This is a genomic window from Flavipsychrobacter sp., assembly GCA_041392855.1.
Classification (GTDB): Bacteria; Bacteroidota; Bacteroidia; order Chitinophagales; family Chitinophagaceae; genus UBA5543.
In genome coordinates, this window is record JAWKLD010000001.1 from 2,538,271 (window position 1) to 2,551,652 (window position 13,382).

A 13,382-nucleotide genomic window follows, 5' to 3' on the forward strand; every position below is an offset into this window, starting at 1 on the left:
ATAGAATTATCACATGCTTTTAACAAAGCTACATGGAAATAATCGTAAATTCGTTGATATGAAATTTTTGAGTATGAAGCGTATTCTTTTAGCTGTAGTGGCTATTCTTATGATTATCCCGTCGTATGCAGGTGATAACGATAAGATCAAATGGATGACATGGGATGAGGCGCAGGTAGCCATGAAGAAAAAACCCAAAAAAGTATGGGTAGATGTTTATACAGATTGGTGTGGCTGGTGTAAAGTGATGGACAAAAAAACTTTTAGCAATCCTGATGTTATCAAATACATGAATGAAAACTTCTATGCTGTAAAGTTTGATGCGGAAACAAAAGAAGACATCCGCTTCATGGGTAATGTCTATAAGCTTAATCCTTCTGTAGGCAGAAGTGGAACTAATGAACTGGCTATACAATTACTTAGTGGTCAACTAAGCTATCCATCTATGATATATATGGAAGAGAATTTCCAGAACCCTGTAATTGTTCCCGGTTACCAACCTGCTCCACAATTACAAACCATATTCAACTACCTAATGAAAGGTGCTTATAAGCAAAAAATCCCACTGGATGAATTTAGCAAAGGCTACACACCTACTTGGAAAGAAAAAAGCTAAGCTACTGCTCTACAATATGTCTCATATCTGATCTATAAAACTTACAGATACTTGTTAGCCCGCAGCGTTCACATTTTGGCCTGCGGGCTACGCATGTGTAGCGCCCGTGTAGTATCAGCCAATGATGCGCCTTGTGAATCAGCTCTTCAGGTATATTAGCGATCAACTGTTTTTCTGTTTGTAGTACGTTTTTGGCTCTGGTAGTAAGTCCTATTCTTGCAGACACTCTAAACACATGTGTGTCTACAGCCATGTTAGGCTGATTGAATATAACAGAAGTGATCACATTTGCTGTTTTTCTGCCAACACCTGGCAGCTTTACTAGCTCTTCAACCGTACTCGGCACTTCACTATTAAAATCTTCTACCAGCATCTTACCAGTACCTATTAGGTGCTTGGTCTTGTTATTGGCGAAAGTAACACTACGAATAAAAGGCTCCACATCTTCAAACTCTGCCTCTGCCAAAAGCTCAGGTGTCGGGAACTGCTTAAACAAAGCGGGCGTTACTAGGTTCACTCGCTTATCCGTACACTGTGCCGAAAGAATGACTGCTATCAACAACTCATAAGGGTTGGTATAATGCAATTCTGTTTCTGCATCAGGCATATTCTTTTGGAAATAGTCTATGATGTATTCGTAACGTTCTTTCTTAGTCATAACAAAAACCCGCTATTTGCTTTGCAAAATAACGGGTTCATCTATAAAAACACAGTTTAAGTTTCTATTAGTTTAACAGGCTATGTATTCCTTTTTCTAAACTCTAAGTATAATATCGGTACTGTCATTTCAAACACGCCTTTTATTGCTATTTCTTTTTCTATTTCTTGAATAACCACATTGAAAAAGTCATCTCTATTTGTTTCCTGTATCATCTGCTCCCAATATGCTCTGAAACCTATACGTATAAGGCTATGATCAAATATTGCTTTCGCATCAACAAACCTCATCTTCGTAATTGTTTCATACTTGTTGCCCAACTCGAAGCTATGATTGCCAAACTCTTCAATTATTTGCTCCTTAGTACTCCTGTTATTGACATAGTCTTTAAGTGATGTGTGTGCTTTCTCTAAATTCATGGTATCACACACGCGCATCATTATTTGAAATAGTTCATCGAACGTACCCGTAGGGTTTGTAGTGATACAGAGGCTGCCATCCTTTTTTAAAATCCTGTGTATTTCTGCATAAACCTCTTTTCTATGCTCAAAATTATTGATACCCAAGTTGGAGGTTATCAGATCTATACTATCATCTTCTAATGGTATATGAGTAGCACTTGCTTCTATTATTTGAATAGTATCTATACCTAGAACTCTGATCTTTTCTTTTGTTCTATTTATCGCCTCTTCCCAAATATCAACACCATACAGTTTAGCTCCTTCTCCAAACCTTTGACTTAATTCTATTAGAGGAAACCCAGTTCCAAAACCTATATCAACAATAGATGCTCCCTTCTTCATTGGGATATGCTCCAAGAGTACTTGACCGAATGGTGCCGACCATAGCGATATTTCATCATAAATATTAACTACTTCTTTTGTCTTCCAGTCGAGCAGGTTTTTCATATCCTTTTTTCTAGCTTGTTATTTTTCTTCCGCTTCAAAATCCAACACAGCAGAGTTCATACAAAACCTTTTACCTGTTGGTGGTGGCCCATCATCAAATATATGCCCTAAATGAGAATCGCATCTACCACAGGTTACTTCTATTCTGTTCATACCGTGTGAGTGGTCTGGCTTATACACCACACTTTTTTCTCTTATTGGCTCATAAAAGCTGGGCCAGCCACAGTGGCTAGAGAATTTAGAATCAGATCGGAAAAGCGCATTACCACAAACGGCACAGTAATACATTCCCTTTACATCAGTGTCCCAATATTTTCCAGTATAGGCGTACTCTGTACCTTGCTCTCTGGCTATGTAGTATACCTCTTTAGGCAAAATCTTCTTCCACTCTTCATTACTAACATCTAACACTTTAGTATCTGTTCGCGAATAGTAGGGGTTATTTTTATGTGTATCCATTACGTCTTGTTTTTGCGCATTGCTGCATTGTGTAAATAGTAAAATTGTTACTGCCGACAATATTATTTGAATATAACGCATAAGCTGTATCTTTTAGTTGTCTGTATAGACGATTGTATGCCTTATTTATACTGACAATTATGTTAAACCTTTGTAAAGGTTAGAAATAGTGATATTGGTCATGGTATCTACAAGTTACGCAACTTAGTTTTACTGCATTATGAATGCAACATATATATCGGCTGAAGAAGCTGTAAAAATAGTAGAGAGTGGCAATAGAGTATTTATACATGGTAGTGCTGCCACACCTATTCACTTATTCAATACACTGCTAGGCAGAGCGGGAGCAATAAATAATGTAGAGCTTGTAGCCATTAGCACCTTTGGTGATATTAATTGGGATAGACCCGAGGTGCGCCAAAGTTTTTACCTCAACTCCTTATTTGTATCTGCCAATGTTCGTGGGTGGGTCAACAGCCCTTATGGTGACTATGTGCCTGTTTTCTTAAGTGAGATACCAGCATTGTTGAAAACCGTACTGCCTCCTGACGTAGCAATTGTACAGGTATCCCCTCCCGATGAGCATGGATACTGTACGCTTGGCACTTCTATAGATGCTGCTTGGACAGCCGTGCGTGTAGCAAAGAAAATAATAGCACAAGTAAACCCACTAATGCCGCGTACACATGGCGATAGCCATATACATATCTCTAAGTTCGATGCTATGGTTTGGGAAGAAGCCAAACTACCTGAGGTGGATTATGGTTGTAAGATAGACGCCGCTTCAAAACAAATAGGTGAAAATGTGGCTGCACTAATTGAAGATGGCTCTACACTACAAATGGGCATTGGCTGTATTCCTGATGCTGTACTAAAATCACTTAGCAACCATAAAGGACTAGGCGTACATACAGAAATGTTTTCTGATGGTATTATTCCACTTGTGGAAAGTGGTGTGATAACCAATGAGTACAAAAAAATACGACCAGGTAAAATAGTTACCACCTTTGCTATGGGTACACAAAAGACTTATGACTTTGTAGACGATAACCCTAATATCTCTTTCATGGATGTATCGTATGTGAACGATACCGCTATCATTCGTAAAAACCCAAAAGTAGTAGCCATTAATAGTGCTTTGGAAATAGACCTTACAGGACAAATATGTGCCGACTCATTGGGTACTTACCAGTACTCTGGTATTGGCGGGCAAATGGATTTTATGCGTGGCGCATCTTTATCTGTTGGTGGTAAGCCAATAATCGCTTTACCTTCTGTAACCAGTAAAGGTATTTCGAGAATAACTCCTGCCTTGAAACAAGGTGCTGGTGTAGTAACCACACGTGGACACGTACACTATGTGGTAACTGAATATGGTGTGGTGAATCTGTATGGTAAAAACATGGAGCAACGTGCCAAAGCTCTTATCAGCATAGCACATCCTGACCATAGAGAAAGTTTAGAAAAAGCTTTTTACAACAGGTTTCTAGCATAGCAGTTGTCCTTATTAAAGAACAACTGCTATTAAATATTATAAGTTCTCTGTGTACTTCTTGTAATTATCCAATATAGCTTGCCAACCACCTTGTTGCATTTCTATTGGGTTTTCATTTTCTGCAACGAATGATTCGGTAACATGAGTGATATCACCAACAACAGTAAAAGTAATATCTACTTTTCTGCCATCATCTAGCGTGTAGCTAATTAATTTGTGCGGCAATACCTCGTCATAGATACCACCAAAATCAAATCCGAAGCTTCCATCTTTTGCCTCCATTCTTGATGTGAACTTACCACCCTTTCTAAGATCATTTGCTGCAGATGGGCAATGCCAGGTATCTGCTGCCGCATTCCATTGTGTGATGTGTTGAGGTTCTGTCCAAGTTTCCCATACCTTGCTTATGGGTGCGTTTACTGTAGCAGCTACAGTTATTACAGAAGTTGTTGACATATTTTACAGTTTTACTATTGTTTGAAAAAGTACAATACAAAAGTGAAACAAACCAATATAACAAAAGAGTGTAGACTGCGACATTTCGGAGGTGTATTTACACCTATATCACCACTACTTCGTGGAAGTCTGCCTTGTTGAAGTACTTCTGTGCTTGGTCTAGTACTTGTGTAGGCGTTAAGCTTTTGTATACCTCAATATTTCGGTCGAAGGTATCAATGCTTAAACCATGTAATATAATAGTACGCCAACGTTGCAGTATAGAGAATGGCCCATCAAGATCGCCCAACAGATTACCCAGTAAATAGTTTTTTACTAACAGCAATTCATCATCAGCGGGCTTTTCATTACAAAGCATATCCATTTCCTTATACACCTCGTCTATAGCTGCTTTTACTACATCTTTACCTACTTCGGTTTGTATCGTAAGACTACCATCATTTATCATTGGTGTCATACTACTATAAATACCATAAGTATAGCCTTTATCTTCACGGATATTGCTCATGAGCCTTGAGCCAAAATAACCACCAAACAAAGTATTAGTAACCACTAGTGCTGGAAAGTCCTCATGATGTCTATTCGGAAATCTTCGTGCAATACGAATAGCTCCTTGCAAACCATTAGGGTCATTATCTACTGCTTGCTTTCTATTGGTTATCGGCTTTATTTCAAAAGATGATGAACTTTTATCACTAGTATGTTCAACAACATTCTTTCCAAACAGGTCGTTTATCTGTTGGGTTTCCTTTTTCCCAATTTTGCCTGCCATGAATATCTTCACTTTAGACAGGTCATAATTATTTTTATAAAAGCCTTTTATATCTTCTTGTGTGATGGCTTCTATACTTTCTCTTTTGGTAAACCTACCATAAGGATGCTCTTCGCCAAATACAGCAGCATCGATCAGCTGGTTCGATACAAAATCACATTTACGAAGGCTCACTAGTAACCTTTGTAACGTATTCTGCTTATAAATATTTAGTTCTTCTTCAGGAAAAGTAGCATCCGTTAAAAGTTCATGTACTATTGGTAATAGTGCATGCAGGTGTTTTGTAAGTGTGAATAAAGAAACAGTACTAGTATCATTTCCTGCTCTTACTCTTAATGAAGCTCCGTAAAACTCCAATGCCTCATTTATCTCTTGGGATGTTTTGGTAGACGTGCCGCTTTTTAGTTGTTGTGAAGTTGCTTGCGCCACTCCTTCTTTGGGCTCTTGCCATACCCCAGCAGGAAACACCCAGTCTACCTCTACCACATCTTGTACTCCGGCATTCAGCCAATAAAACGGCGTGCCGTTATCTAGCTTATCCTGATTGATGAGTGGCAATGCATAATCAAAAGATATGGCATCGTGTATCTTTGGTGCGTTCTTTCTGTCTAAAACCATTCCTGCTTTTTATAAGTACTTTTTCAATTTGTGAGACAAGGTAATTAATCCTTAACAAACAGCGATTTTAATTCGCTCGCATCCTCTGCTTTCATCTTACCACCTAGTACCAGCCTTACTTGTCTACGGCGCAATGCACCATCATACATTTTTTGTTCATCTTCTGTTTGTGGAACCAACTGTGGCACTTTTCTAGGTCTGCCATTTGGGTCTAAGCCTACAAAAGTCAAATAAGCCTCATTAGATAAATATTTATATTGTGCTGCCACATCTTCTCCCCATACTTTCACATATATCTCCATCGATGTGCTAAAAGCTCTTACTACTTTAGCCTCCAGTGTTACTACATTACCTAGTTTTATAGCATTCTTAAAAGAGACATTATCTACAGATGCTGTAACAACCGGACAATTACAGTGTTTCTGTGCAGAAATAGCAGCTGCAATATCCATCCAGTGCATCAATTTACCTCCCATAAGGTTGCCAAGTGTATTAGTATCGTTGGGCAATACCAATTCCGACATCATTACATAACTATCCTGCGGATGTTTTTCTTTCATACTATCTATATTAAGATGTGGGCAAAGTTACGTTAGTTTCTTTGCCCACATTATCAATTATTTCCATGAGGTATTCAACCTTACCCCTAGTGTGAACCAGCTACCTGGCAATGGAACAGCTCCGGCTTCCTTATACTGCGTATCCAGTATGTTATTGATATCCGTAAATATCAAGAAGCTCTTCAACTGATAGCCCAGTCTTAGGTCGATCAAAGTATAGTCATTACCATTTATTCTATACATATAGCGGCCAGCTATATTGGCTTGTATTTTATCAAACCATAGCGTTCTTATCGACGCTGTTGCTTGATGTCTTAATGCATTGATGGCATATCTGGACATGGCTGTGGCAGGAGCGTCGATTTCCGGATTTAGATAAGTATAGTTAGCGGTTACATTCATCTTATGATCGCTTGACAAACCTACTGCTTTACCCAAATTATAATTGGCAGAAAGAGTATAACCATTGGTCAATACCGACTGGAAGTTTTGCGGCTGCCAAGGGTCTACACTATTGGCACGTACCCAGTCAATAAAGTCCGTATTTCTTTTATAAAAGAACGCTGCTCTTGCAAACAATAATTGGTTTTTATACTGTCCTCCTATTTCTACATACTGTGCATATTCTGACTCTAGCTGTGCGTTACCAATATTGGTAGGGCCTTTGTAATACAGATCGGTATAGGTTGGCAAACGCTGCCCCATTGTGGCATTAGCAAATAGTCTTATGTTTTTTGTAACTGTATATCCTAGATCAATACCCGGGAAAAACTCCCAATCATAATCGCTGTTCTTATTAGCATATACACCTATACTACCGTTTAGCTTTTCAGTAAAGTAGCGCTTGTATTCTGCATAGATGCCCAAGTTGTTACGATCTCTTTTACCCAAATTGGTGCTATTGATATCTTCATTTCTATACTCTACACCAAGACCAATGGTACCTTTTTTTAGTTTTATGGTACTTTGTAGTTCAGCTGTTACCACATTTGTTTCGTGAATATTGTGATATACTGATGGCTTCTGACGAACGAAAATATAATCGTCCTTGTTGTAGCGGTAACTTACACGCGGACTGATCGTAATTTTTGAAGATGGCTGATAAGTGTATTTAATACTACCTATAGCTGTTTCTACTTTTTCAGTAGACTCCACATCTACTGGTGCAGCGTAGAATGCATTAGCACCAAAAGAGTTGTTGATATACCCTCCCATAGCTTGGATAGTATTTTTCTTATTAAGTGTTATGTCATTCTGATAGAACAAGCGAGTACCTTCAAAACCTGTGTTGTAACGGTAACCGTTTCCTTTATCGTATGCTGCGGATACGGTATGTGCTTGTTTTTTTCCTGCAAATGATGCTGCTATCTGTGCACCGGTGTTGAAGTAAGTATCGCCTACTGCAGTATCGTTCTTAAAACTACTACCCGAATACGCTTGAGCAAATACATTGTTTTCTTTGGGTGTTTTGGTGACGATATTAATAGCTCCTGCTAATGCATTCACTCCATATGTTCTTGCGGCTGGTCCTCTTACCACTTCAATATGGTCTATCATACCAATCGGTATAGGGATGTTCAAAACATGATGCCCTGTCTGGGGGTCAGACATTTTTACACCATTGATCAATATAAGTACTTGGTCGAAGGTGCTACCGTCTATACTTACATCGCTTTGCGTACCCCAAGGGCCACGCTGTCTAATATCTACCCCTGCTACATAAGCCAATAGCTCGTTGGTAGATTTTACCGGCAAAGTTTTTATTTGCCTACTATCCAATATTTGGATGTTTCTGTTCTGCTTACCGTATGGCTCTTTAATGCGGTTCTCCTGAACGACAATGGAGTCCATTGTTGTGGTAGCATGCTGTGCTTTTACTGCTTGTGTAAAAAGACTTAATACTACTGCTGACGCGAATAATAATTGCTTTTTCATTGCTATAAAAATTTAGCGGGCAAATATAGGCAGGCTTTTTTCATTTCATAGCTAATTAACTAATAGTCAATTAGTTAATTCTTGAGGTGCTGATAAACCAGTGTTTATATATTAAAACTTGGTTACTATAATACAGCTAAATTGATATTTACATAATATCACATTATATTAGATGTGAAACATTATTAATATATCCCAAAATCAGTAGTTGATGAAAAAAGCTATTTTATTATTAATTATAGCCCCTTTTGTTTACCTCATTTTTTCGAGTCATAATACAGGTGTAACCAATGCTACTTTTGCTCGAGCAGGATGTGGTGGTGACATTACTTGCCATAGTAGTACATCAAATAATAATACACTCCCTATAATAATTGTTGTGAACAAGTCGACCGGAGATACTATTAAAAATGGCACATATAACCCAGGGGTAACTTACACCATTATTGTAGGAGGGGTACACCCAACTGCTCAAAGATTTGGATTCATACTAGCTGCTTTGGATTCTGTAGGTCCTAATCTTTTTTATAGAGAAGGTTTCTTTTCTAACCCAATACCAGCGTCTGCTACTCATACCAATTCGGGTTTCATATTTGCGCATACCGCTACTCTTGGCGCTCCTGGAGGCTTTTCTGCTAGTGTAGATTGGACAGCACCAAATGCTGGCAAAGGGCTTATTACATTATTTTTGGTTGTAAATTCTGTGAACTGGAACGGCGCTTCTTCTGGCGACGAATGGGACAAAACAAGACTCGATTTAGTAGAAAGTCCTGTTTCTGTAAATACAGTAGCCCCAAAAGTGGATATCTCTATCTACCCTAACCCCGCTACTAACAGGTTATATTTTAATGGGGTAGGAAACACTTCATACAACTATTCAGTATATAGTTTAAGCGGTAGTATTGTATCAAAAGGTCAGCTTAAGAACTCAATAGATGTTTCGACACTTTCTTCAGGAGTCTACTTTTTAAAACTGTATGACGGCAAGACAAATACAACAACACTTATGTTCAATAAGCAATAATTGATTTAAACCACAACAATAAAGGCAGCCGATCGGCTGCCTTTATTGTTTAATATTCTTAGAACACTTTTTTTATTTACTCAAGTGCATGCTACGTTCTTTGTATAAGGTACGGAACCATGGGTCGCGCAAGTTTTTAATAAAACGAATCGCCTCACCTGTACTCTTCATTTCAGGCCCTAACTCTTTATTTACTTTAGGGAACTTGTTGAAACTAAACACCGGCTCTTTTACTGCATAACCGTCAAGGTGCTTTTCAATCGTAAAGTCCTTCAACTTTTTATCACCAATCATTACCCTTGTAGCCATATTTAAATATGGTACTCCGTAGGCCTTAGCAATGAATGGTGTAGTACGGCTGGCACGAGGGTTGGCCTCAATTACATATACTTTACCATTCTTTATAGCAAACTGAATGTTGATCAATCCTCTAACATTTAATTTCAATGCTATGCGCTTAGTATAGTCTACCATCTCGTCCAGCTCCAGCTGACCAAGGTTGAATGATGGTAATACTGCATGGCTATCACCACTATGGATACCTGCTGGCTCTATATGCTCCATAATACCCATAATGTGCACATCTTCTCCATCACATATAGCATCTACCTCCGCTTCTTGACAACGGTCTAAGAAATGGTCGATCAATATCTTATTACCCGGCAGGTGTTTCAATAAGCTTACTACACTTTTCTCCAGCTCGTCATCGTTTATCACAATACGCATACGCTGACCACCTAATACATAAGATGGACGTACTAATACTGGATAACCAACCTGGTTTGCCACTTCAATAGCCTCGTCAGTAGTATAGGCGGTACCATATTTAGGATAAGGGATATTCATCTCTTTTAGCATATCGCTAAAACGTCCGCGGTCTTCCGCTATATCCATGCTATCAAAACTACTTCCAATGATCTTTATACCTTTTTCCGTTAATTTCTGCGCCATCTTCAAGGCTGTCTGTCCGCCTAGCTGAACGATAACGCCATCTGGTTGCTCGTGTTCTATGATCTCCCAAAGATGCTCCCAATATACCGGCTCAAAGTATAGCTTATCAGCTACGTCAAAATCTGTAGATACCGTTTCTGGGTTACAGTTGATCATGATAGCTTCATACCCTGCTTCCTTTACTGCAAGCAGACCGTGTGTACAACAATAATCGAACTCGATACCCTGACCAATACGGTTAGGGCCTGAACCTAAAACGATTATTTTCTTCTTATCTGTTCTTTCACTCTCGTTCGTTAGCAATTCACCAGGAGTACTTTCTGATAATGGTCCGTTCTCAAACGTACTATAGTAGTACGGTGTCTTCGCTTCAAATTCTGCACTACAAGTATCCACCATTTTATAGACACGGCGAATGCCTGCTTTCTTACGGTGTTCGTATACTTCTTCAGCAGTACAGTCTTTTACCAACTCTGCGATCTGCTCATCACTAAAGCCCATTTTCTTTGCTTCGCTCAACAGCTCAATAGGCAAGTTTTCTAAATGCTTGTACTCACTTATTCTACGCTCAAGGTTCACAATATCTTGTATTTGATACAAGAACCATCTATCAATTTGTGTTAGCTCTCTTAGTTTTTTGATAGATACGCCAAGCTCCATCGCCTCTTTTATCTTGAATATTCTATCCCAAGTTGGGCGCTCTAGGTATTCTAACAACTCTTCTACACGCATTCTGCTTCTACCAATAGGCGTAAGACCTATGGCATTGTTCTCTAGACTTTGACAAGCTTTCTGTAGTGCCTCCGGGAATGTTCTACCAATAGCCATTACCTCACCTACCGACTTCATTTGCAAGCCAAGTGTATCGTCCGCTCCTTTGAACTTATCAAAGTTCCAACGAGGCATCTTCACGATCACATAGTCTAATGCAGGCTCAAAATATGCTGATGTTGTTTCAGTAATTTGGTTTTTCAGTTCGTCTAGCGTATAGCCGATAGCCAATTTAGCAGCAATCTTTGCAATAGGATACCCTGTTGCTTTCGACGCTAAGGCTGATGAACGACTCACACGAGGGTTGATCTCAATAGCAATTATTTCTTCTGTCTCCGGGTTTAGCGAAAACTGTACGTTACAACCACCAGCAAAATTGCCCAGGTCGCGCATCATTTTTATGGCAGTATTACGCATTAGCTGCATAGCCGTATCACTTAGCGTCATTGCTGGTGCTACGGTGATACTATCTCCAGTATGCACTCCCATTGGGTCTAAGTTCTCTACAGAACAGATAATAACAACATTATCCTTTGCATCGCGCAATAGTTCTAGCTCAAACTCCTTCCAGCCAAATACGGCTTTCTCTACAAGCACCTCGTGCATTGGAGAAGCAGTAAGTCCTCTATCTAATGCCGCATCCAGATCTTCTTTTTCCTTTACAAAACCACCACCAGTACCACCTAGTGTGAATGAAGGTCGAATAACTATCGGTAAACCTATTTCTTGTGCAAATTCTTTACCCTCAAGAAGTGAGTTAGCCGTTTTTGCAGGTGCAACAGGAATACCTATTTCTATCATCCACTGACGGAATAGCTCTCTATCCTCTGCTTTATCTATTGCTTTTATATCAACACCTATCAGTTTCACATTATGACTCTTCCAAACACCAAGCTCATCGGCTTCTTTTGCCAGGTTTAGTGCTGTCTGTCCGCCCATAGTAGGCAGTACTGCGTCAATGTCATTTTCTTCTAATATTTGCTCCAGGCTTTCTACCGTAAGTGGTAATAAGTATACCTTATCCGCCATTATCGGATCGGTCATAATAGTAGCAGGGTTGGAGTTGATGAGGATAACCTTTACCCCTTCCTCTCTAAGGCTACGGGCTGCTTGCGAACCTGAATAGTCAAACTCACAGGCTTGTCCGATAACAATAGGACCAGAACCAATAATTAGTACACTTTTAATAGAATTGTCGCGCGGCATGAACTACGTAATTTTTTAGGATTGTAAAATCTTAAAGGCGCGATGAGCTGATACAAAAATCGGGCTCAACGCCCGAGATGCAAAAGTAGTAGAAAAATAGTTTATTCTGAATTTTTAGCTAAAAAAAAGCACTACCAAATGCCTTTGATAGTGCTATACCTGTATAGGTTTCCTTTATCCCGTAATGTTAGCGAGTCTTACCAACTCGTCATTAGGTTTTATCTCATAGAGTAGCATTCCGCCTTCTATCATGCAAATCAATAAGTTATCATATATAATAACGTCATAGAAGGTATCGCCATATATCTGCTTCACTAGCTTAGGATAGATTGGCTCCGTTATATTATATATGCTCAACCCATTACTACCATCGCACACATATAATCGATCTCCTTTCATACCCAAACCGTGTGGATTTTTCATCGGTATCACATTGCGCTGCCTTGGTTGTAGTATGTAATTGATATTATAAACATACATGGCATTCACGGTTCCTCCACAGTTGGTACCCGAACGCACAGTTACATAAGCTATAGAGTCATTGGCCACCACAGGATCGCAGGCACGAACATGACGTGCATCGCCCAGCTTCGATGGATAATCGGAGTTAGAAATAGAATAGATATACATAGCTTGCTGAGAACCGATGAATAGCTTGTCTTTATAAGCATAAATGGTCTCTACGTTAAACCCTATGTTTTGTGAACTTTTCAACTGCGGGTTGTCCTCATTGGTAAGTGAGTAGGTATATAGTTTTTGATTGTCGACCACATATAAGTGGTCATCAGCTATAGTAAACCTTGCCAGAGAACCTCCTTGTCCTGTTGTATTACCAGCAGCTGTTGGGTCTGCAGAAGTTGCAGGGCCACTATCACTTGCTTTATCACAAGCAGAAAACAGCATTGCAAATAGACTTATATATAAGATATATTTTTTCATGACTTATTTGTTTA

General features: G+C 39.2%; 12 protein-coding genes. 3 read left to right on the forward strand and 9 right to left on the reverse strand.

Going from position 1 to position 13,382, the window contains the following annotated elements; all coding sequences use genetic code 11:
* Positions 1–58: 58 nt before the first annotated feature.
* Positions 59–616, forward strand: a complete 558-nt coding sequence (locus R2800_11745; GenBank protein MEZ5017719.1) for a DUF255 domain-containing protein — start codon at positions 59–61, stop codon at positions 614–616.
* A 1-nt stretch (position 617) separates the two neighbouring features.
* Here the strand turns inward: R2800_11745 and nth are convergent, their stop codons facing one another.
* The 3 genes from nth to msrB form a co-directional block, all read right to left on the reverse strand.
* Positions 618–1,274: an endonuclease III gene (gene nth / locus R2800_11750; GenBank protein ID MEZ5017720.1), complete on the reverse strand. Its 657-nt coding sequence runs from the start codon at positions 1,272–1,274 to the stop codon at positions 618–620.
* A gap of 80 nt (positions 1,275–1,354) precedes the next feature.
* Positions 1,355–2,182, reverse strand: a complete 828-nt coding sequence (locus R2800_11755; protein MEZ5017721.1) for a methyltransferase domain-containing protein — start codon at positions 2,180–2,182, stop codon at positions 1,355–1,357.
* Between the two features lie 18 nt (positions 2,183–2,200).
* Positions 2,201–2,641, reverse strand: a complete 441-nt coding sequence (gene msrB / locus R2800_11760; GenBank protein MEZ5017722.1) for a peptide-methionine (R)-S-oxide reductase MsrB — start codon at positions 2,639–2,641, stop codon at positions 2,201–2,203.
* A gap of 220 nt (positions 2,642–2,861) precedes the next feature.
* Here msrB and R2800_11765 point away from each other — a divergent pair, with 220 nt between their 5' ends.
* Positions 2,862–4,136, forward strand: a complete 1,275-nt coding sequence (locus R2800_11765; GenBank protein MEZ5017723.1) for an acetyl-CoA hydrolase/transferase C-terminal domain-containing protein — start codon at positions 2,862–2,864, stop codon at positions 4,134–4,136.
* 36 nt (positions 4,137–4,172) lie between these two features.
* Here R2800_11765 and R2800_11770 read toward each other — a convergent pair whose 3' ends face one another.
* The 4 genes from R2800_11770 to R2800_11785 form a co-directional block, all read right to left on the reverse strand.
* Positions 4,173–4,592 (reverse strand): SRPBCC family protein, encoded by a 420-nt coding sequence (locus R2800_11770; GenBank protein ID MEZ5017724.1) that lies wholly within the window; start codon positions 4,590–4,592, stop codon positions 4,173–4,175.
* Between the two features lie 103 nt (positions 4,593–4,695).
* Positions 4,696–5,982 (reverse strand): pitrilysin family protein, encoded by a 1,287-nt coding sequence (locus R2800_11775; protein MEZ5017725.1) that lies wholly within the window; start codon positions 5,980–5,982, stop codon positions 4,696–4,698.
* 44 nt (positions 5,983–6,026) lie between these two features.
* On the reverse strand, positions 6,027–6,542 hold the full coding sequence (locus tag R2800_11780; GenBank protein ID MEZ5017726.1) for an acyl-CoA thioesterase: 516 nt from the start codon (positions 6,540–6,542) through the stop codon (positions 6,027–6,029).
* 57 nt (positions 6,543–6,599) lie between these two features.
* The gene (locus R2800_11785; protein ID MEZ5017727.1) at positions 6,600–8,477 is read right to left on the reverse strand and encodes a TonB-dependent receptor; all 1,878 of its coding nucleotides are present in this window, start codon (positions 8,475–8,477) and stop codon (positions 6,600–6,602) included.
* A gap of 211 nt (positions 8,478–8,688) precedes the next feature.
* Here R2800_11785 and R2800_11790 point away from each other — a divergent pair, with 211 nt between their 5' ends.
* A complete protein-coding gene (locus R2800_11790) occupies positions 8,689–9,501 on the forward strand; it encodes a choice-of-anchor V domain-containing protein (GenBank protein MEZ5017728.1) in 813 nt (270 codons plus the stop codon).
* Between the two features lie 72 nt (positions 9,502–9,573).
* Here the strand turns inward: R2800_11790 and carB are convergent, their stop codons facing one another.
* Positions 9,574–12,429: a carbamoyl-phosphate synthase large subunit gene (gene carB, locus R2800_11795; GenBank protein ID MEZ5017729.1), complete on the reverse strand. Its 2,856-nt coding sequence runs from the start codon at positions 12,427–12,429 to the stop codon at positions 9,574–9,576.
* A gap of 174 nt (positions 12,430–12,603) precedes the next feature.
* Positions 12,604–13,368 (reverse strand): hypothetical protein, encoded by a 765-nt coding sequence (locus tag R2800_11800; GenBank protein MEZ5017730.1) that lies wholly within the window; start codon positions 13,366–13,368, stop codon positions 12,604–12,606.
* Between the last annotated feature and the right edge of the window lie 14 nt (positions 13,369–13,382).